The sequence below is a fragment of the Pseudomonas sp. Sample_10 genome, from assembly GCF_004321495.1.
Classification (GTDB): Bacteria; Pseudomonadota; Gammaproteobacteria; order Pseudomonadales; family Pseudomonadaceae; genus Aquipseudomonas.
In genome coordinates this window covers 42259-62822 of sequence record NZ_RCOE01000150.1, presented here as the reverse complement: position 1 = coordinate 62822, position 20564 = coordinate 42259, and the positions used below count along the sequence as shown (strand labels likewise).

Here is a 20564-nt window from a genome sequence, read left to right as displayed (position 1 = left end):
GGCTTGAACGCGAACTTTAATCCACCGAAAACCTGACTGCTAAACCCTGGCCTGAGCCAACGCCTCATGATGATCCAGCGCCTGCTCCACCAACAAATGCACGCCATCAGCCATCCGGCTGAGCGCCAGGGCTACCGAGCGGCAGGAGCCTTCCACAACGTCCGCCAGATCGGCTGCAATGGCGCTGATGGACAGCAGGTCTTCGGAGGTATTGGCCAGAAGCGCTTCGGTGCCGACATCGGGAGAGACGGTGAAGAGCTGGAATTTTCGACGCTTGGCCGGTTTTTCGTGAGGGGACGGGAAGTAATGAGAGAGGGCGCGGTCGGCGGCTTCCTTGAGTTTTTCGTCTTCGAAGGAAGCTTGGGAATCGGGATCGGTTTCTGGGGGATTGGGAGTTACTTTGAAAATACTTAACCCTTCATTTGATGAGTTTCAGCTGCACCATTCGATTTCCAGGCGAAGGGTGGCAGCTGTACGCAGGCTGGAAATCCGGGGGTAAATGAAGGAAACAACCCGGCAGACCCGAAGGTCTCCCACGCACAGCCGCCATAACGGAATGCACACATTCAAGGTGCGCAAGCATACGTTATGAAAGGCGCTTTTGCGTCATCTACACCTCGGGTTTCCAGGCCCGGTCACTGAGTTGTCAGCGACACCCAAACGATAAAGATCAGCACAAAAGCGCACCAGTCAGCGGGTTCAGGGGGTGTTGTAGGTCACAACGTCAAACTGCGTAGCCTCACGCCGTTCCTGCAGACAAATGATTAAACAAAAAACATCGGTTCAGGCCGCTTGTGATGAGCAGGCTCATCCCGAATCTTGGTCGAGGCCTCGGGCCAACGCTTACCTATCAGTTCTACTAGTAGACACCTTCAGCTTAAGGGCCGAAACTCAATGCCATCAGCAAGGAGCAGCAGGAGCCCTGCCAATGCCTTCCCAAAACAAGGAAGTACTCTGCACTTATCATTATGATCCGCTGGATTGTCTAATTGGCTTGAATTCGGCCACACAGGACACTCTTCAGCGCTTTTATTGCAAAAGACGATTGGTCACGGAGATTCATGGCCTAGCTCGCTGTTCAATCTTGCAGCAGGATGATCTGTTATTGGCACAGCGGAGAAGTTTGGGCGACACACTGGAAACGGCTTTGTTGGCCACTGATCAGCAGCGTTCAGTGATGCACATAGTTGGTGGGAATTCGGCTGCAATTGCTTATTCACCTTATGGCCATCGTCACGCGGATAATAGTTTAACCAGCTTGTTGGGTTTTAATGGTGAGCGGCCCGATGCGATCACCAGACACTATTTGTTGGGTAACGGATATCGGGCGTTCAATCCGATTATGATGCGATTTAATAGTCCGGACAGTTTGAGTCCGTTTGGTAAGGGGGGGATTAATCCCTACGCCTATTGTTCGGGGGATCCTGTGAATGGCTCTGACCCAACAGGCCATATGCGTTGGTTTTTGATGTCAACCATAGACTTTGTAGACGTTTTAAGAGATGCAAAATTGGCTGATATGAGTGCCTTTTCGGCTGGGCATAAATTTTCATATCTAAAACACTCAAATAATCTGAATAATCCACTATCGAATTCGAACGCTCAACTTGCAAAATGGAGAGCTCCGGCACGTTTTTCGAATGAGCGATCAGTGAATTTATATAGCGCGCTGGATAAAGATCCATTGAACATGGATCTTATCAAGAAATTTTCTAGGATAGAGCCTATTCGCAGATCTTCCTTCTCGAATATTCTTTCGGGGAAATATTTAAATCCGAAAATTAATAATTTTTTCGAACATCGTGACAAATACAGTGGTGTATTAGATCAATTGGAAAGAGTTGCTAGCTTTGGTAATGGTAATTCAATTACCCCTAGGTTGAGTCGCGCTCATGCAAAATTTAGCGTAGCCGAAGTCCAAGCTGAGCTTGTATCGAGTGGAAATATACGTGGCGCGACGGAGGTGTCTACGGCGGCAACTTATCGATTTGCACAGAAACTAAAGAAGATACGAGAAGACGTGAATTAGTTTCGGTAACGGTAACAATTCACCACTTAGCGAGTTCCGGCATTGCTCTAGGTCGTGACATTAGGCTGGGCATTCACTCACTGTGTCTACGAACAAATATTCAAATACAGAACCCAATGGGTTGGAAAAGAATGAAAAGTCCCTAAAAAGGGACCTATCGTTCCCTTTTTAGGACTCTTTGGTTGTCCACTGTGCAAAACCTCTCCCTCAGCGAAGCCTTGTTCACGACCACTCAGCAAAAAGTGCTGGGCCTGTTGTTCGGCAAACCCGACCGAAGCTTTTACGCCAACGAGATCGTGCGCTGGGCTCAAGTGGGCAAAGGCAGCCTCATGCGCGAACTGGATCGTTTGCAACGGGCGGGGGTGCTGACGATGTCCCGACAGGGCAACCAGACTCACTATCAAGCCAATCCCGATTGCCCGATCTATACAGAGCTTATGGGTATCACCCGCAAAACCTTCGGTATCGCACAGCCTTTGCGCGACGCATTGCAGGCCTTCGCCGATCAGCTCGATTGGGCGTTTGTCTATGGGTCGATCGCCAAGGATCAGGCCAACGCATCCAGTGACATTGATCTGATGCTGATTGGTAAAGGGCTGCACTACAGTGAAGTGATGGAACGGCTCTTGCCCCTGGAAGAGCAACTGGGCCGCACCTTTAACCCGACGCTCTACACCCCCGAAGACTGGGCCGCAAAAATAAAGGCTGAAAACAGCTTCGTCGTGCGGGTAGCGCAACAGGACAAGATCAATCTGATGGGTGAGAGCCCTGTGGAGTCCAAGGATGGGCAGCAACGAGAGTCTGGAGAATCTGGTACGTAGCGGTGGGTTGAAGGTCGAGCCGCCGGAACGCACGGAATGCGAAGGCTTGATGCGTTCGGCCATCGCTTGACTGAAAGACGCAGAAACCCTTTCTCTTTCCTTCGCAAGTCGATTCGATTTGGCTTACAACGCTGCTCACGCCATTGCGCTGACTGCCCTGCGGTTGAGTGGCTATCGCTCCGACAAGCGCTACCTGGTTTTCCAGTGTCTGGTTCATACCGCCGATGCGAACAAGCTTCAGGTCCGACTTTTCGCCTTGTGTCATGAGCGGCGAAATCTGGCGGAGTACGAAGGCTATATGGATGAAGATGAGGCATTGCTGGCGCAGTTGCTGGAAAGTACTTCCCAGCTTTTGATTCGAGTGCAGGAGCAGATGACTGAGCTGTGATGTTCCATGGCGCAAGACTTTGGAGACTTTACTGACGCCATCGCGGGCAAGCCCGCTCCCACAGTGACCGTGTCGGTCACCAATTTTGTGTACGGCGCGAACCTTGTGGGAGCGGGCTTGCCCGCGATGGGTCAGTGAAGGCAACCATTAACTTGATCGTAACAATCCACCACTCTGCTTGATTGATGCCCCCACCCAACGCTCCTAATGTGACCCCCACGACAGCGAACCCGTGGAGTGGTCATGACTACAACAATATCCCCCGACTCGCGATGGACGCGGCGACGCAGCGAAAAGCAGCGGCGTCTGGAGTTGGTTAAATCCCTGGCTGATGGGGTGGTGCTGCCCACCGACAAGATCGTCGCGGCGCTCGAGGCATTGATCTTGCCGGGCGATCGCGTGGTGCTGGAGGGCAACAACCAGAAGCAGGCGGATTTTCTTTCGCGCTCCCTGGCCAAGGTCGATCCGGGCAAGCTCCACGATCTGCACATGATCATGCCCAGTGTCGGTCGTTCCGAGCACCTGGACCTGTTCGAACGTGGTATCGCCCGCAAGCTCGATTTCTCTTTCGCCGGCACCCAGAGCCTGCGCATCAGCCAGTTGCTCGAAGACGGCCTGCTGGAAATCGGCGCGATCCATACTTACATCGAACTCTATGCGCGACTGGTGGTGGACCTGATTCCCAACGTCGTGCTCTCGGCCGGCTTCATGGCCGACCGTGCCGGCAACATCTATACCGGCCCAAGTACCGAAGACACTCCGGCGCTGATCGAACCGGCGGCCTTCAGCGATGGCATCGTCATCGTCCAGGTCAACCAGTTGGTGGACGACGTCAGCGACTTGCCGCGTGTGGACATTCCTGCGTCGTGGGTCGATTTCGTGGTGGTGGCCGACAAGCCGTTTTACATCGAGCCGCTGTTCACCCGCGACCCCCGGCACATCAAGCCTGTGCACGTGTTGATGGCGATGATGGCGATCCGTGGCATCTACGAAAAACACAACGTGCAGTCGCTCAATCACGGTATCGGGTTCAACACGGCCGCTATCGAGCTGATCCTGCCGACCTACGGCGAATCCCTCGGCCTCAAAGGCAAGATCTGCCGCAACTGGACGCTCAATCCGCACCCGACGCTGATCCCGGCGATTGAAAGCGGCTGGGTTGAAAGTGTGCATTGCTTCGGCACCGAGCTGGGCATGGAAAACTACATCGCCGCCCGGCCCGATGTGTTCTTCACCGGACGTGACGGCTCGCTGCGTTCCAACCGGATGTTCAGCCAATTGGCCGGGCAGTACGCCGTGGACCTGTTCATCGGTGCCACGCTGCAGGTCGATGGCGATGGCCATTCTTCCACCGTGACCCGTGGACGGCTGGCCGGTTTCGGCGGCGCACCGAACATGGGTCACGACCCGCGGGGTCGCCGCCACGGTACGCCAGCCTGGCTGGACATGCGCCACGCCGATGCCGCCGAGCCGTTGCTCGAACGTGGCAAGAAACTGGTGGTGCAAATGGTCGAGACCTTCCAGGAGGGCGGAAAACCAACCTTCGTTGAAACCCTCGACGCCATTGAAGTGGCGAAGAAAAGCGGCATGCCACTGGCGCCGATCATGATCTACGGCGACGACGTAACCCACCTGTTGACCGAAGAAGGCATCGCCTATTTGTACAAGGCGCGCTCGCTCGAAGAACGTCAGGCCATGATTGCTGCGGTCGCTGGCGTCACTGCCATCGGCCTGCGCCACAACCCGAAAGACACCGCACGCATGCGCCGCGAAGGCTTGATCGCCTTGCCCGAAGACCTCGGCATCCGCCGCACCGACGCCACCCGCGAACTGCTCGCCGCCAAGAGCGTGGCCTATCTGGTCGAGTGGTCCGGCGGCCTTTACAACCCACCCGCCAAGTTCAGGAGCTGGTAATGCACGCACTCAACCTGCAAGCGAAAACCCTGAGCCTGGCCGAGCGGCTGGCGGACCTGGCCGTGGACGCGCTGATCGACGAAGCGGACCTGTCGCCGAAACCGGCATTGGTCGACCGTCGTGGCAATGGCGCCCACACCGATTTGCACCTGGGGCTGATGCACGCTTCGGCGCTGGCCTTGTGGCCGGCGTTCAAGGAAATGGCTGAAGCCGCTGTCGAGATCGGCGAGATCGGTTTGCCGCTGCGCGAAGCGATCGGTCTGATCGGTCGCCAAGGCGAGCAATCGATGCTCACCACCACCAACGGTGTGAACACTCATCGCGGGGCGATCTGGGCGCTGGGCTTGTTGGTCGCCGCTGCCGCGCTGGAGCCTGAATCCACCGCCGCCGGTTCCATCGCGTTGCGCGCGGCAAGGCTGGCCTTGCTCGATGACCGCTTCGCGCCACGTCCCCTCAGCCACGGCGCGCAAGTCGCGCAACGCTACGGTGCGCGCGGTGCCCGGGAAGAAGCCCAACTGGGATTTCCGGCAGTTATCCAACGGGCGCTGCCGCAACTCAAGCGCAGCCGCGCCAACGGGCATGGCGAACCGAACGCTCGGCTCGATGCGCTGCTGGCGATCATGACCGATCTGGCCGACACCTGCGTGCTGTACCGCGCCGGCGAACAGGGCCTGCGCACCATGCAAATCGGCGCCCAGGCGGTACTCGATGCCGGTGGCAGTGCCAGCCTCGCCGGACGGCGCCGGCTGCACCAGCTGGACCAACAACTTATCGCGTTGAATGCCTCGCCCGGCGGTGCTGCCGACCTGCTCGCAGCCTGCCTGTTGATCGACGGTATCGAGTCGGGCGACAGCCTGCAAAAGGGAGTTTTTTGATGGAAACCTTATCTTTCGAATTCCCCGCCGGACAGCCGCCACGCGGTCGCACGCTGGTGGGCTGTGTCGGTTCCGGCGATCTCGAAGTACTGATCGAACCGGGTCAGTCCGGCAAGTTGACCATCACCGTGCAGACCTCGGTCAACGGCAGTGAACAACGCTGGCAGCATCTGTTTGCACGGATGTTCGAGGGCCAGATGCCAGCCGCCATGGACATTGATATCCACGATTTCGGCGCAACCCCCGGTGTGGTACGCCTGCGTCTGGAACAAGGCTTCGAGGAGATCGGCCATGACTGACAGCGCCTCGTTGCTCAACAAGCACAGCTTCGTCGAACTGGGTGCCCGGCAACGGGCGAAAGCCTTGCTCGATGCCGGTACTTTCCGTGAATTGCTCGACCCGTTCCAGCGCGTCATGTCGCCCTGGCTGGCGCGTCAGGGCGTGGTGCCGCAAGCCGATGACGGCGTAGTCATCGCCAAAGGCAGCCTCGATGGCTTGCCGGTGGTGATCGCCGCCATCGAAGGCGCTTTCCAGGGTGGCAGCCTTGGCGAAGTCGGCGGGGCAAAGATTGCCGGCGCACTGGAACTGGCCGCCGAAGATAACCGCAAAGGCATCCCGACCCGTGCCGTGCTGCTGCTGGAAACCGGTGGCGTGCGGTTGCAGGAAGCCAACCTCGGCCTGGCGGCGATTGCCGATATTCATGCGGCGATAGTCGATCTTCGCCAATACCAACCGGTCGTGGGCGTGGTGGCGGGCAGCGTGGGTTGCTTTGGCGGCATGTCGATCGCTGCCGGGTTGTGCAGCTATTTGCTGGTGACGCAGGAAGCACGACTTGGCTTGAACGGTCCACAGGTGATCGAGCAAGAAGCCGGGCTGGAGGAATACGATTCGCGGGACCGTCCGTTCATCTGGAGCCTGACCGGTGGCGAGCAACGCTTCGCCAGCGGCCTGGTGGATCGTTATGTCGCTGACGATGCGGCGCAGATCCGCCAGCAAATCGGTGATTTGTTCAAATTGGGCCTGCCGACACGGCAACGCAGTCAACAAGCCGATCTGTACCTGCAACGCCTGGCGCGTCTGAATGCCGAGCCGCAAATCGAGCCCTGCGTGGTTCGCGACCTGTATCAAGGAGAGCGTTCATGAGTGCGTATTCCCTCAGAGGCTTGAACTGGTTCGAGGCCTTGAGCGCCGATGCGAAACCCGTCGACGGATTGCCGGCCTCGCTGAAAGTCGCCGATGGTTTTTTCGCCGGGCAACCGGTGCGATTTATCGCCGTGGTGGCCGACCCGGCAAACCGTTTTGTCCGCGCCCGTCATGGCGAGGTCGGATTGCTCGAAGGCTGGGGCCTGGCCAAGGCTGTGGATGAAGTGATTACGGCGGATCAGGACAAAGCGCAGAAACGTGCCTTGATCGCCATCGTCGATGTGCCGAGCCAGGCTTATGGTCGACGCGAAGAAGCGCTGGGCATTCATCAGGCGCTGGCAGCTGCAGCGGACAGTTATGCTCGTGCACGCCTCGCCGGTCATGCCGTGATCGGTTTGCTGGTGGGCAAGGCGATGTCCGGGGCGTTCCTGGCCCACGGGTATCAGGCCAATCGACTGATCGCCCTGCGTGATCCGGGGGTGATGGTGCATGCCATGGGCAAGGCGTCGGCGGCGCGGGTGACCATGCGCAGTGTCGAAGAGCTGGAAGCCCTGGCCGCCAGCGTGCCGCCGATGGCCTATGACATCGACAGCTATGCCAGCCTTGGCCTGCTGTGGGAAACCTTGGCGGTGGAACAGATCGAACAGCCGACGGCGGCGGATCTGGCGCGGGTGACTGAATGCCTGACGCAAGCGATTGACGATGTTGCGCACAAGGGCGCCGACCTCAGCGGTCGTCTCGGCGCGACCAATCGTGCCGCTTCGAGCAAGGTCCGCCAATTGCTGAGTGAGCAGTGGTGAACGCGCCCCTGGCCCACGACCTGCTCTGGGGCATGACCCCGGCGCAGTTGCCTGCGAATGCGCCTGCGTGGGCAGTCGAGTCGCTCAACTCGGGGCAACCGGTGGTGGTGCGCCGCGCGCTGTCGGCAGCGCAGCGGATTGCGGTCGGCGTGCGCGGGCGTTTGCGTGAGCAGCGTTATGCGACGTCGATGGCGATGGCTTCTATTACCCGTCGCGTAGCGCCCGAGGAACTCTGCCGTGTCGATATCGCCCGTGACTTGCCGGCACTTGAAGCCTTGGCGCAATTGCGCCCTGCGCTTGATGCGTGCGGCTGGGTCTGGGGCGTCAGCGGCAGTGCCGGCTTCGAATTGGCCAGCGGCTTTGCAGCGCTGCATCAGGGCAGTGATCTGGATCTGATTTTGCGTACGCCACAACCTCTGGCGCGTGAGCAGGCTCGGGAGTTGCTGGCGTTGCTCGATACGGCGCCATGTGTCGTGGACATGCAATTGCAGACGCCGTCGGGTGGTGTTGCCTTGCGCGAATGGGCCGGCACTTCGAATCGTGTGCTACTGAAAAACACCCGCGAAGCCTGCTTGGTGATTGACCCATGGAACCCGCAGGAGCAAGCAGCATGAGCAGCTTGCTGGTGTTCCCGGGACAAGGCGCGCAACAGCCGGGCATGCTCCAGCGGTTGCCTCGGCAAACCTTGAGCGAGGCGAGCGACATTCTTGGTGAAGATGTTTTGCTGCTGGATTCTGCGCAAGCATTGCAGTCGACAAGGGCCGTGCAGCTTTGCCTGCTGATCGCCGGTGTGGCAGCTTCACGGCAGTTGGCGATGGACCCGGATCATGTCGCGGGGCTTTCCATCGGTGCCTATCCGGCAGCGGTGGTGGCCGGAGCCCTGGCGTTCAGCGATGCGTTGCATCTGGTCAGCCTGCGCGGTGAGCTGATGCAACGGGCGTATCCACAGGGCTATGGCATGACCGCGATCATCGGTCTGGACCTGGCCACCGTGGAAGGTTTGCTGGCGCAGGTGCACAACGTCGACACGCCGGTTTACCTGGCCAACATCAACGCCGATAACCAGGTGGTAATCGCCGGCAGTGACGCTGCGATGAAGGCAGTGGCTGAGCTGGCAAGAAGTCGCGGGGCAGGGCTGGCCAAGCGTCTGGCGGTGAGCGTGCCTTCGCATTGCCCGCTGTTGGACATGCCTGCAAAAACCCTCGCCGAAGCCTTCGCCAAGGTGCAACTGCAAACCCCGAAGATCGGTTACCTGAGCGGCAGTCGCGCGCGGCCGGTGTTCAAGGTTGATGCGCTGCGCGACGACCTCGCTTTCAACATGTGCCGCGTGGTGGATTGGCGCGGCACTGTGCAAAGCGCCTACGAGCGTGGCGTGCGTCTACAGATCGAACTGCCGCCCGGTGCGGTGTTGACCGGGCTGGCGCGCCGGGTATTCGAGCAAGGCACCGTGATTGCATTCGACGGTGCACGGCTCGATACCTTGCAGGCGCTGATGCGAGAGGAGGGAAGCCGCCACCCTTAGATCCGCGAGTCAGGCTTCGAACAACAAAAACAACATCCGACGATGCACTTTGAGGACAACAACAATGATTATTTACGGTGTGGCGCTGCTCGCGATCTGTACGCTGGCAGGAGTGATCATGGGTGACATGCTCGGCGTATTGCTGGGCGTCAAATCCAACGTCGGCGGGGTCGGGATCGCGATGATCCTGCTGATCTGCGCGCGGTTGTGGATGCAAAAACGTGGCGGCATGACCAAGGACTGCGAGATGGGCGTCGGCTTCTGGGGCGCGATGTACATTCCGGTGGTGGTGGCGATGGCCGCGCAACAGAACGTGGTCACGGCATTGCATGGCGGCCCGGTGGCGGTGCTGGCGGCGATCGGTTCGGTGCTGGTCTGCGGTTGCACCATTGCCTTGATCAGCCGGACCCACAAAGGCGAACCGTTGCCCGATGAACCGGCGGATGTAACCTCGGTCGGCGCACCGGCAGGAGGTCGCTGACATGTGGGATCTCATCGAGAAAGGTCTGGAACACAACGGTCTGGTCACTGCCTTCGCCTTCGTCGGCGTGATCATGTGGGTATCGGTGATTCTCTCCAAACGCCTGACTTTCGGGCGCATTCATGGCTCGGCGATTGCCATCGTCATCGGCCTGGTGCTGGCCTGGGTCGGTGGCACCATGACCGGCGGGCAAAAAGGCCTGGCGGACCTGACGCTGTTCTCCGGCATCGGCTTGATGGGCGGCGCCATGCTGCGCGATTTCGCCATCGTTGCCACGGCGTTCGAAGTGCAGGCGACCGAAGCGAAGAAGGCCGGGTTGATCGGGGTGATCGCGCTGCTGCTCGGCACGGTGCTGCCGTTCATTGTCGGTGCGTGCATGGCCTGGGTGTTCGGCTATCGCGATGCGGTGAGCATGACCACCATTGGCGCCGGCGCGGTGACTTACATCGTCGGTCCGGTGACCGGTGCAGCCATCGGCGCGACCTCGGATGTGATGGCGCTGTCGATTGCCACGGGGTTGATCAAGGCGATTCTGGTGATGGTCGGCACGCCGGTGGCGGCGCGCTGGATGGGCCTGGATAACCCGCGTTCGGCGATGGTGTTTGGCGGGTTGGCCGGCACTGTGAGCGGGGTGACGGCGGGGCTGGCGGCGACGGATCGGCGGTTGGTGCCTTATGGGGCGTTGACGGCGACCTTTCACACTGGGCTGGGCTGCCTGCTCGGGCCTTCGTTGTTGTACTTCATTGTTCGCGGGATTGTGGGCTAACTGATCGTTCCCGCACTCTGCGTGGGAATGCAGCCCGGGACGCTCCGCGTCCCATTCGAAAGCTGGAACGCGGAGCGTCCCTTGAAGCATTCCCACGCAGAGCGTGGGAACGATCATCAAGCTCCCTCGCCACACTCAAGCCTGGCGATTGGCATACATCCGACACTCCGCCAGCAACGCCAGCAGATTCGGATCGCGCTCCTTGGCCTTGAGGAACACCACGCCGATGTGCTGCTGCAAGCGATATTGTTCCTGCAACGGAATCAGCTTCACCCGGTTCTCGTACACCGCGGCAATCCTCCCCGGCAGCAACGCATAACCCACGCCTGAGCTGACCATGCTCAGCAGCGTGAAGATGTCGTTGACCTGCATCGCCACCTTTGGCTCGAACCCCGCCTGCTCGAATACCCGCTTGCCATCCTGATGGGTGGCGAAGCCTTGGGTCAGTGTGATGAAAGTTTCGTCGCGGACCTCGGCCAGGTCGACTTCGGTCCGTTGGGCGAACTTCGAGTCGGCCGGCGTGGCCAGGAAGATGTCGTCAGAGAACAGTGGGATATGTTCCAGGTCCGGGTCGATGATGCTGTCGTCCAGTGATACCAGGATCGCGTCGACTTCCATGTTCTTGAGCTTGTACAACAGGTCGAAATTCGAGCCGAGAATCAGATCGATATTCAGCTCGCTGCGGCGGATCTTAAGGCCCATGATCAGTTGCGGCACGGTCTTCACCGTCAACGAATACAGCGAACCCAACTTGAAGCGCTCGGCGGAAAATCCGGCGGCCTCACGGGTCAGGCGCACGCTCTCGACGACGTCCTGAATCAGCTTTTGCGCGCGCTCTTCCAGCACATAGGCGCTCTCCAGCGGTGTCAGGTTGCGGCCTTCGTGTTTGAACAACGGGCAGCGCAGGGCGCTTTCCAGAGAGTGGATCGCGCGGTGAACGCTGACGTTGCTGGTCTGCAACTCGGCGGCGGCCCGGGCGAGGTTGCCGGTGCGCATGAAGGCCAGGAACACCTCGAGTTTTTTCAGGGTCAACTCTTCATCGATCAGCATGGGGCGGACTCTTTTTGGAATCGCTCGATTGTGCCTAATTACGTTCGGGCACGCAGACCTTTGTGGGAGCTGGCTTGCCAGCGATGAGGCCCTGAAGATCAACGTGAAACTTGAGATCCTATCGCCAGCAAGCCGGCTCCTACAGGGGGGTGTTATGTTCTGAAATATTGCGCTTTCAGACTGCAGGCCTGAGCCTTGTGTGTTGCGGCAATGATTGATGAGGTGGGTAAACGATGTATCACGGGGAAAGATTGAACGCCTGGACGCATTTGGTCGGGGCAGTGGCGGCAACGGTTGGTGTGGTGTGGATGCTGGTGATTGCCAGCATGGACGGCAGCCCATGGAAAATCGTCAGCGTGGCGATCTACGGCTTTACCTTGATGTCGCTCTACAGCGCATCGACCGTGTACCACAGCGTGCGCGGGCGCAAGAAAGCGATCATGCAGAAAGTCGATCACTTCTCGATCTACCTGTTGATCGCCGGCAGCTATACACCGTTCTGTCTGGTGACGCTGCGTGGACCGTGGGGCTGGACGCTGTTCGGGATTGTCTGGGGGTTGGCGCTGATCGGCATCCTGCAAGAGATCAAGCCGCGTTCCGAAGCGCGGATCCTGTCGATCGTGATTTACGCGGTGATGGGCTGGATCGTGCTGGTGGCGGTCAAGCCATTGCTGGCTGCACTGGGTAGCGCAGGGTTTGCCTGGCTGGCGTCGGGCGGCGTGTTGTACACCGTCGGGATTATCTTTTTCGCCCTCGATCACCGATTGCGACATGCCCACGGGATCTGGCATCTGTTCGTGATCGCCGGAAGTCTGCTGCACTTTGTGGCGATTTTGTTCTACGTCCTGTAACGCGCCAAGGGGGCTTGATCAGACTTCAGGGTTGCCCAGGCATCAGGTTGTCCAATTGCTCCCGGGCACGGCGACTGAAGATCTGCAGCAGTTCATCAAGCGTGTGCGGCGGCGGTTCGCTGGCGCGAGTCACGGCATACAGGGTAATCGGCAATGGCGGGGCCAGTGGGCGGAGGGTCGTGGTGCCCGGTGAGGCGCCGAGGGCGGTGAAGGGGTCGATCACCGCCAGACCGGCACCTGATTCCACCATGGCCCGAGCCAGTGAATAGGTCTGCACGGCGATGCGTATCCGCGGCGGTGGATCAACCGCTTCCAGGTAACTATCGAGCCGGGCAGCCAATGGGTCGGCGCTGGACAGGCCGATCAAGGGTGCATCGGCAAGCGCCATCAGCGGCAGCGGCGTTCCTGCCTCCGTCGCCGGCCAGTAACTTGCCGGTGCCAGCGCCACCAACACTCCCGAAGCCAGCGCCTGTGCCTTGAGCCCTGGGTGATCCGGGCGTTGCAGGGTCAGGGCGACATCCACTTCGCGCATCAACAGGTTCTGCACCAGTTCGCGACTGTGGGCGCTGGACAGTTCGCAGGCAATGTCCGGGTAGCGTCTGGTCCACTCGTGAATGGCCGGCGGTAACAATGAAAGGGCCAGCGCCGGCGTGGCGCCGATCCGCAGACTGTGACCAGGCTCGCGGCGCAGGCTCTGGGCCAGACGTCGCACGCCTTGCAGGCTTTCGCTGACCTTGTCGACCTCGCGCTCCAACTCCAATGCTTCCGGCGTCGGCTGCAGTTTGCCGCGTACGCGCAGGAACAGCGCGAAGCCCAGTTGTTGCTCGGCATGCTGCAACACTTTGCTCACCGCCGGCTGCGAAACGTGCAGCAATTGCGCGGCAGCGCTGATCGAGCCGGTTTGTCGAATTGCCTGGAAAATCTCGATGTGGCGCAGGCGCATGGCAAGTCCATAACCTTTGTTTATGGGGTTGCCATCTTTATGCATTGTTCAACGTCTGTCACCTGGCTCTAACCTTGGCATCGTCTTCTCAACGGCTTTAAGGACGGACATGGCTCAGCGTGTGTGCATCATCGGAGGCGGCGTGATCGGCCTGGCAACGGCCTATGCGCTGGTGCGCGACGGCGTCGAGGTGACAGTGATCGAAGCCCGGGATTCGCTGGGCAGTGAAACCAGCTTCGCCAATGGCGGCCAGCTCTCCTATCGCTATGTCGCGCCGCTGGCCGACGCGGGTGTGCCTTTGCAGGCCATCGGCTGGATGTTGCGCGGCGATTCACCGCTGAAGTTGCGCCCGCGCTTCGACCCGGCCCAGTGGCGTTGGATGGCGTCTTTCCTCGGCGCCTGCCGTCGCTCGGTCAACCGTGAGAACGCCGCACACTTGCTGCGCCTGGCGCTGCTCAGCCAGGACACTTTGAAGTCCTGGCGCGAGGACGATGGACTGACGGGATTTCAGTGGCGGCGCAACGGCAAACTGGTGACCTTCCGCCAGAACAGCAGCTTCGAGCATGCGTGCCGAGGTCTGGCCGACCCGCTGCAACAGCAGGTGTTGTCGCCTGCCGAATGTACGCGGCTGGAGCCGGCATTGGCCGATGCCCCCTTCGTCGGCGCGATTTACACCCCGGACGAAGAGGTCGGCGATTGCCATGGTTTCTGCCAGCAACTGGCTGCCCGGTTGCAGGCCTCCGGCCGTTGCGAGTTCCGTCTCGGGCAAACAGTGACCGGCATTCGCCACAACAACGGCAGCGTCAACGCCATCGAACTCGGCGAGCAAGTGCTGCCGGTCGAGCACCTGGTTATCGCCGCCGGCCACCGCAGCCCATTGTTGGCTCTGCCCGGGCTGCAACTGCCGTTGTATCCACTTAAGGGCTACAGCCTGACCGTGCCAATTGGCGTCGGTCATCGGGCGCCGGACGTGAGCATCACTGACTACGACCGCAAGATCGTCTACGCGCGTATCGGCGAGCAATTGCGGGTGGCGGCGATGGTCGACATCGTCGGTTTCGACCCTGCGCTCGACCCCAAGCGACTGGCGCTGATCAAGCGTCAGGCCCGTGAGACCTTTCCCGATGCCGGTGCCTACGACGCGGCTGTCGAATGGGCCGGCATGCGCCCGGCTACACCTAACGGAGTGCCGCTGCTGGGTGCGACCGCGTATCGCAACCTGTGGCTCAACCTTGGCCACGGCGCGCTGGGTTTCACCCTGGCATGCGGCAGCGGGCGCCTGCTCAGTGAACTGATTGGCGAGCGTCGGACTTCCATCGACCTGCAGGGTTTCAACCACCGCGCCGCCTGAATACTGACTTCTGAAGAGGACACTGTTATGAGCATTACCCGACTGCACAGCAACCCGCGCCTGTCCGGCGCCGTGACCTTTGGCGATCTGGTGTTTCTTTCCGGGCAGGTGCCCGGCGATGCCACGGATGCAGCCAGCCAGACCCGCGAGGTGCTGGCGAAAATCGACTCGCTGCTGGCCGAGGCGGGGAGCGGCAAGGACCATCTGCTCAGCGCGACCATTTACCTGAAGAACATCAACGAAGATTTCGCCGCGATGAACGAGGTCTGGTCGGCCTGGCTGTCACCGGGTCAAGCGCCGAGTCGCACCACCGTGCAGGCCGAACTGGCCCGACCGCAGGTGCTGGTGGAAATCACCGTCATCGCGGCACGCGTCCGATAAACCAATACCCACAACGGAGAATAACAATGCAAAAAATCACGTTGCTCACTTGTACGCTTGGCCTGTTGCTCGGCAGTCAGGTTCAGGCCAATGAAATGCCTTTGACCGGCACCCTGAGCAAGGTCGCCAGCGCGAACAGCATCACTCTGGGCTATCGCGATGCTTCGGTGCCTTTCTCTTATGTGGGTGATCATAGCGGCAAGCCGATGGGGTACTCGGTGGATCTGGCAGGCAAGATCGTCGAGCGCATCCAGCAGCAACTGGCCCTGCCGGACTTGAAGGTGAAGTACAACCTGGTGACCTCGCAAACCCGCATTCCATTGGTGCAGAACGGCACGGTTGATCTGGAGTGCGGTTCCACCGGCGTGACCGCCGAGCGGCAGAAACAAGTGGCGTTCTCCTACGGCTTCATCTACGTCAAAGGCCAGTTGCTGACGGCCAGGGACAGCGGAATCAAGAGCTTCGCCGACCTGCGCGGCAAGAACGTGGTGACGACCGCCGGCACTACCAATGAGCGCTTCTTGAAAAGCTACAACGTCGATCACAAGATCGACATGTTTGTGATCAGCGCCAAGGACCACGGCGAAGCCTTCCAGATGCTGCAATCGGGACGGGCGGCGGCCTTCTACATGGACGACGCGCTGCTCTACGGCGAACGCGCGAAGGCCCATGACCCACACAAGTGGGTGGTCGTCGGGGAAGAGCAGTCACGGGAGATCTACAGCTGCATGGTGCGTAAGGACGATCCGCAGTTCCTGGCGCTGGTCAACGGTGTGTTGGCGGATCTGTACAGTTCAGGCGAGATCAATGGCATCTATAAACGCTGGTTTGAACAGCCGATCCCGCCGAAGGGGTTGAACCTTGAATTCCCGATGACCAGCGAACTCAAGGCGATCATTGCCAAACCGGTGAGTGATCCGGTGCAATAGCTTAGAAATCACCCCACAGTTGCTGGGCTACTGCCAGCGCAACTACCGGCGCGGTTTCAGTACGCAGCACCCGTGGGCCGAGGCGGGCGGCATGGAAGCCGCCGGCCTTGGCCTGATCGACTTCGGCATCGGACAACCCACCCTCCGGGCCGATCAGGAATGCCAGGCTTGAAGGTTTGGCATGACTCACCAGCGGCTCGGCCACCGGATGCAGTACCAGCTTCAATTCAGCGTCCGTGTGCTTCAACCAATCGGCCAGTAACAGCGGTGGATGAATCACCGGTACCCTTGAACGGCCGCATTGCTCGCAAGCGCTGATCGCCACCTGGCGCCAGTGCTGCAAGCGCTTGTCGGCGCGCTCGTCCTTGAGCCGGACTTCGCAGCGATCGCTGAAAATCGGCGTGATTTCGCTGACGCCCAATTCCGTGGCTTTCTGAATCGCCCAGTCCATGCGCTCGCCCCGGGACAAGCCCTGGCCGAGGTGGATCTGCAATGGCGATTCGACCTGGCCGGTGAAGCTCTCATCGATGCTCACCACCACACGCTTCTTGCCGACTTCCGTCAGCGTGCCGCGAAACTCATGGCCCGAGCCGTCGAACAATTGCACCGCATCACCCTCGGCCATGCGCAGCACACGGCTGATGTAATGGGCCTGGGCCTCGGGCAGTTCGTGCTCGCCGATGCTCAGGGGGGCGTCGATAAAGAAGCGGGACAGTCTCATGCGGATTCTCTTTAATTTGATCGTTCCCACGCTCTGCGTGGGAATGCCTCACCGGACGCTCTGCGTCCGCTTTTGGGACGCGGAGCGTCCCGGGCTGCATTCCCACGCAGAGCGTGGGAACGAGCGTTGCCAATCAGCCCGGATCACGGAAGCCAGGGTGGAAGTTCTCCGGCACCGCCACACTGACGCTGTCGCGAGTGGCGATGTCGATGCCTTCGCTCGCCACTTCGGCCAGGAAGTCGATCTGATCCGGAGTAATCACGTACGGCGGCAGGAAATACACCACGCTGCCCAACGGCCGCAGCAAAGCCCCGCGCTCCAGCGCATGCTGGAATACTTTCAAGCCCCGGCGTTCCTGCCACGGATAGGCTTCTTTGCTCGCCTTGTCTTTGACCATCTCGATCGCCAGCACCATGCCGGTCTGGCGCACTTCCGAGACGTTCGGGTGATCGGCCAGATGCGCGGTGGAGGAGGCCATGCGCTGGGCCAGGGCCTGGTTGTTCTCGATGACGTTGTCTTCTTCGAAGATATCCAGCGTCGCCAACGCCGCCGCGCAGGCCAGTGGATTACCCGTGTAACTGTGCGAGTGCAGGAAGGCCCGCAGGGTCGGGTAATCGTCGTAAAAGGCGCTGTAGACCTCGTCGGTGGTGATGCATGCCGCCAGCGGCAGGTAGCCGCCGGTCAGGGCTTTGGACAGGCAGAGGAAATCGGGGCGGATGCCGGCCTGTTCGCAGGCGAACATGGTTCCGGTGCGGCCGAAGCCCACGGCGATTTCATCGTGGATCAGGTGCACGCCATAACGGTCGCAGGCTTCTCGCAGCAGCTTGAGGTACACCGGGTGGTACATGCGCATGCCGCCGGCACCCTGGATCAGCGGCTCGACAATCACGGCTGCGACGCTGTCATGGTTCTCGGCCAGGGTCTGCTCCATCGCGGCGAACATGTTGCGCGAATGTTCCTCCCAACTCATGCCGTCGGGACGCAGGTAGCAATCCGGGCTCGGCACCTTGATGGTGTCCAGCAGCAAGGCCTTGTAGGTTTCAGTGAACAGCGGCACGTCGCCGACCGACATCGCTGCCATGGTTTCGCCGTGGTAGCTGTTGGTCAGCGTGACAAAGCGTTTTTTGTTCGACTGACCACGGTTGAGCCAGTAGTGAAAGCTCATTTTCAGCGCGACTTCGATACAGGATGACCCGTTATCGGCGTAGAAGCACCGGGTCAGGCCTTGCGGCGTCATCTTTACCAGGCGTTCGGACAGTTCGATCACCGGCTGATGACTGAAACCGGCGAGGATCACGTGCTCCAGCTGATCCACCTGATCCTTGATCCGCTGGTTGATTCGCGGATTGGCGTGGCCGAACACGTTGACCCACCAGGAACTGACCGCATCGAGGTAGCGCTTGCCTTCGAAATCTTCCAGCCAGACGCCTTCACCGCGCTTGATCGGGATCAGCGGCAGTTGTTCGTGATCTTTCATCTGGGTGCAGGGATGCCACAACACCGCGAGGTCGCGTTGCATCCACTGATCATTCAGGCCCATTTTCTCTCTCCTCGAGGCGGTCCGCGGCAGGCGCGAACAAACAATCGCGCAAGCCTATGCAATGCACGCCACCGGGACAACCCATTGTGTCGATTGAGCTACTTTGCACAGGCCGATAGACGTTGCTGGCGGGCTTCTGAAGCCTGACGTATCCTTCTCGGCTCTTGAGTCGTCTGGCTCGCAAAACCGCTATTTTTCGTGTATTTCCGGAGTTCGCTGAATGTCTGTCGGTTGGCTGCGCGCCTGTGCGCTGGTGATGTTGGGGCTGTTCAGCGTGTCTGCGCTGGCCAAGGATAAAACCGCGATCGTGATCGGCGGCGGGGTCTCGGGCCTTACGGCGGCTTATGAGCTGCAGAACAAAGGCTGGCAGGTCACGCTGCTGGAAGCCAAATCCAGTCTGGGCGGTCGTTCCGGCATGGCCACCAGCGAATGGATCGGCAACGACAAGACTCAGCCGGTCCTGAACAAATACGTGTCGACCTTCAAACTGAGCACCACGCCGGCCCCCGAGTTCGTGCGCACGCCGGGCTACCTGATCGATGGCGAGTATGTCTCCGCCGCCGACCTGACGACCAAGCAACCGGCCACCGCTGAAGCGCTCAAGCGCTACGAGAAAACCCTGGATGACTTGGCGCGTTCGATCGACGACCCGCAAAATCCGGCGGCCAACAGTACGCTGCACGCCCTGGACCAGATCAACGTGTCCAATTGGCTCGATCGCCTGAACCTGCCAGCCACGGCCCGCCAACTGGTGAACCAGCAGATTCGTACCCGTTATGACGAGCCTTCGCGCATCTCGCTGCTTTACTTTGCTCAGCAAAGCCGCGTCTACCGTGGTGTTTCCGACCGCGACCTGCGTGCGTCGCGTCTGGTAGGCGGCAGCCCGGTGCTGGCCCAGGCCTTTGTCAAACAGCTGAAAACCATCAAGACCAGCTCCCCGGTCTCGGCGATCATCCAGGACAAGGACGGCGTGACTGTCAAAGTCGGCAGCGTCGGCTATCAGGCGGACTACGTAGTCCTGGCTGTACCGTTGCGCGCCCTGAACAAGATTCAGATGACCCCAGCGCTGGACGCCCAGCACCTGGCGGCGATCAAGGGCACCAACTACGGTTGGCGCGACCAGATCATGCTGAAGTTCAAGACCCCGGTTTGGGAATCCAAATCGCGCATGTCCGGCGAAATATACAGCAACGCCGGTCTGGGCATGTTGTGGATCGAGCCAGCGCTGAAGGGCGGTGCCAACGTGGTAATCAACCTGTCCGGCGACAATGCCCGGGTGATGCAAGCGTTTGGCGACAAGCAGATGGTCGATCAGGTACTGATTCGCCTGCACGCGTTTTATCCACAGGCGCGTGGCTCGTTCACCGGTTATGAAATCCGTCGCTACAGCACCGACCCTTCAATGGGTGGCGCCTACCTGGCCTTCGGCCCGGGCCAGATCAGCAAGTTCTGGCGCTTGTGGGAGCGTCCGATTCAGCGCGTAGCCTTCGCTGGCGAACACACTGACACCTTGTATCCGGGCACGCTGGAAGGCGCATTGCGCACCGGTCAACGTGCGGCCAGCCAGGTCGAAGATCTGGCGGCAGGCAAGTCCTTCGAACCGGCGAAAGTTGTTCCGGCCGTTGCGGCGGCGGCAGGTGCCGGCGCGGTAGCCGCGAAGAAGGGCAACTTCTTCACGAACCTGTTCGGCGGCTCGGATGACGAGAAAAAACCGGAACCGGTCAAGGCACCAGAGCCCGCGGTAGCTCCAGCGCCGGCACCTGCTCCAGCACCGGTCGCTGCTCCGGCGCCGGTCGAAGCACCCAAGCCTGCGGCGCCGGTGAAAGCTGAACCTGCGAAGAAGGCACCGGCAAAAACTCCAGCCAAGCCAGCAGCCAAGACCGAAGCTAAAAAAGCCCCGGCCAAGGCCCCGGTGAAAAAGGCCGAACCGGCGAAGAAGCCAGCGGCCAAACCTGTGGCGACCACTGAGGCCAAGACTCAGTAATCTTCAGGTGAAAAAAAGCGCGGCCCAGAGGGTCGCGCTTTTTTTTGCCCGGAGAAAATCGCAGCTAGCCATTGA

The 20564-nt window shown here is 60.1% G+C and carries 21 protein-coding genes and 1 pseudogene; 17 read left to right on the top strand and 5 right to left on the bottom strand.

Annotated elements, in window-relative coordinates; genetic code table 11:
• Nucleotides 1-39: 39 nt before the first annotated feature.
• On the bottom strand, nt 40-408 hold the full coding sequence (locus D8U18_RS29040; protein ID WP_131107860.1) for a DUF6124 family protein: 369 nt from the start codon (nt 406-408) through the stop codon (nt 40-42).
• 520 nt (nt 409-928) lie between these two features.
• Here D8U18_RS29040 and D8U18_RS14355 point away from each other — a divergent pair.
• The 12 genes and pseudogenes from D8U18_RS14355 to madM all read left to right on the top strand — a co-directional run bounded on the left by D8U18_RS14355 (nt 929) and on the right by madM (nt 10739).
• Nucleotides 929-2029: an RHS repeat-associated core domain-containing protein gene (locus tag D8U18_RS14355; protein WP_131107843.1), complete on the top strand. Its 1101-nt coding sequence runs from the start codon at nt 929-931 to the stop codon at nt 2027-2029.
• Nucleotides 2030-2220: 191 nt separating this feature from the next.
• A complete protein-coding gene (locus D8U18_RS14350) occupies nt 2221-2850 on the top strand; it encodes a nucleotidyltransferase domain-containing protein (protein WP_130930311.1) in 630 nt (209 codons plus the stop codon).
• Nucleotides 2813-3238, top strand: a pseudogene (locus D8U18_RS14345) (hypothetical protein). The gene D8U18_RS14350 and the pseudogene D8U18_RS14345 overlap by 38 nt, the downstream one beginning before the upstream one ends.
• A gap of 243 nt (nt 3239-3481) precedes the next feature.
• Nucleotides 3482-5152: a malonate decarboxylase subunit alpha gene (gene mdcA, locus D8U18_RS14340; protein WP_131107842.1), complete on the top strand. Its 1671-nt coding sequence runs from the start codon at nt 3482-3484 to the stop codon at nt 5150-5152.
• Nucleotides 5152-6027 carry a triphosphoribosyl-dephospho-CoA synthase gene (locus tag D8U18_RS14335; RefSeq protein WP_130906035.1) on the top strand — a complete coding sequence of 292 codons (876 nt, stop codon included), beginning with the start codon at nt 5152-5154 and terminating at the stop codon, nt 6025-6027. Before mdcA ends, D8U18_RS14335 begins: the two co-directional genes overlap by 1 nt.
• Nucleotides 6027-6326, top strand: a complete 300-nt coding sequence (locus D8U18_RS14330; protein WP_056853961.1) for a malonate decarboxylase subunit delta — start codon at nt 6027-6029, stop codon at nt 6324-6326. The genes D8U18_RS14335 and D8U18_RS14330 overlap by 1 nt, the downstream gene beginning before the upstream one ends.
• Entirely contained in the window at nt 6319-7170 is an 852-nt protein-coding gene (locus D8U18_RS14325; protein WP_056853960.1) for a biotin-independent malonate decarboxylase subunit beta, read from the top strand. The genes D8U18_RS14330 and D8U18_RS14325 overlap by 8 nt, the downstream gene beginning before the upstream one ends.
• On the top strand, nt 7167-7970 hold the full coding sequence (mdcE, locus tag D8U18_RS14320; protein ID WP_130906034.1) for a biotin-independent malonate decarboxylase subunit gamma: 804 nt from the start codon (nt 7167-7169) through the stop codon (nt 7968-7970). Before D8U18_RS14325 ends, mdcE begins: the two co-directional genes overlap by 4 nt.
• On the top strand, nt 7964-8584 hold the full coding sequence (locus D8U18_RS14315) for a malonate decarboxylase holo-ACP synthase (protein WP_056853958.1): 621 nt from the start codon (nt 7964-7966) through the stop codon (nt 8582-8584). The genes mdcE and D8U18_RS14315 overlap by 7 nt, the downstream gene beginning before the upstream one ends.
• A complete protein-coding gene (gene mdcH, locus D8U18_RS14310; RefSeq protein WP_130906033.1) occupies nt 8581-9492 on the top strand; it encodes a malonate decarboxylase subunit epsilon in 912 nt (303 codons plus the stop codon). Before D8U18_RS14315 ends, mdcH begins: the two co-directional genes overlap by 4 nt.
• 64 nt (nt 9493-9556) lie before the next feature.
• Nucleotides 9557-9973: a malonate transporter subunit MadL gene (madL, locus tag D8U18_RS14305; RefSeq protein ID WP_130906032.1), complete on the top strand. Its 417-nt coding sequence runs from the start codon at nt 9557-9559 to the stop codon at nt 9971-9973.
• Between the two features lies 1 nt (nt 9974).
• Nucleotides 9975-10739 (top strand): malonate transporter subunit MadM, encoded by a 765-nt coding sequence (gene madM / locus D8U18_RS14300; protein ID WP_056853955.1) that lies wholly within the window; start codon nt 9975-9977, stop codon nt 10737-10739.
• Between the two features lie 135 nt (nt 10740-10874).
• Here madM and D8U18_RS14295 read toward each other — a convergent pair whose 3' ends face one another.
• On the bottom strand, nt 10875-11789 hold the full coding sequence (locus D8U18_RS14295; RefSeq protein ID WP_056853954.1) for a LysR substrate-binding domain-containing protein: 915 nt from the start codon (nt 11787-11789) through the stop codon (nt 10875-10877).
• 233 nt (nt 11790-12022) lie between these two features.
• Here D8U18_RS14295 and D8U18_RS14290 point away from each other — a divergent pair, with 233 nt between their 5' ends.
• Nucleotides 12023-12640, top strand: a complete 618-nt coding sequence (locus D8U18_RS14290) for a hemolysin III family protein (RefSeq protein ID WP_056853953.1) — start codon at nt 12023-12025, stop codon at nt 12638-12640.
• A gap of 25 nt (nt 12641-12665) precedes the next feature.
• On the opposite strand, the gene D8U18_RS14285 is transcribed toward D8U18_RS14290, so the two are convergent.
• Nucleotides 12666-13583, bottom strand: a complete 918-nt coding sequence (locus D8U18_RS14285) for a LysR family transcriptional regulator (protein ID WP_130907678.1) — start codon at nt 13581-13583, stop codon at nt 12666-12668.
• 109 nt (nt 13584-13692) lie between these two features.
• Here D8U18_RS14285 and D8U18_RS14280 point away from each other — a divergent pair, with 109 nt between their 5' ends.
• Genes D8U18_RS14280 through D8U18_RS14270 form a run of 3 tightly spaced genes read left to right on the top strand, consistent with a single transcriptional unit; the run spans nt 13693 to nt 16244 of the window.
• Complete coding sequence (locus tag D8U18_RS14280; protein WP_130906030.1) at nt 13693-14934, top strand: D-amino acid dehydrogenase; 1242 nt, start codon at nt 13693-13695, stop codon at nt 14932-14934.
• A gap of 27 nt (nt 14935-14961) precedes the next feature.
• Entirely contained in the window at nt 14962-15315 is a 354-nt protein-coding gene (locus tag D8U18_RS14275) for a RidA family protein (protein WP_130906029.1), read from the top strand.
• 26 nt (nt 15316-15341) lie between these two features.
• Complete coding sequence (locus D8U18_RS14270; protein ID WP_131107841.1) at nt 15342-16244, top strand: transporter substrate-binding domain-containing protein; 903 nt, start codon at nt 15342-15344, stop codon at nt 16242-16244.
• A 1-nt stretch (nt 16245) separates the two neighbouring features.
• Here the strand turns inward: D8U18_RS14270 and D8U18_RS14265 are convergent, their stop codons facing one another.
• Both D8U18_RS14265 and D8U18_RS14260 read right to left on the bottom strand, forming a co-directional pair.
• On the bottom strand, nt 16246-16965 hold the full coding sequence (locus D8U18_RS14265; RefSeq protein WP_056853948.1) for a 16S rRNA (uracil(1498)-N(3))-methyltransferase: 720 nt from the start codon (nt 16963-16965) through the stop codon (nt 16246-16248).
• A 133-nt stretch (nt 16966-17098) separates the two neighbouring features.
• Nucleotides 17099-18505 (bottom strand): adenosylmethionine--8-amino-7-oxononanoate transaminase, encoded by a 1407-nt coding sequence (locus D8U18_RS14260; RefSeq protein WP_131107840.1) that lies wholly within the window; start codon nt 18503-18505, stop codon nt 17099-17101.
• Nucleotides 18506-18725: 220 nt separating this feature from the next.
• On the opposite strand from D8U18_RS14260, the gene D8U18_RS14255 reads away from it, so the two are divergent.
• The gene (locus D8U18_RS14255; RefSeq protein ID WP_056853946.1) at nt 18726-20489 is read left to right on the top strand and encodes an FAD-dependent oxidoreductase; all 1764 of its coding nucleotides are present in this window, start codon (nt 18726-18728) and stop codon (nt 20487-20489) included.
• Nucleotides 20490-20564 lie beyond the last annotated feature (75 nt).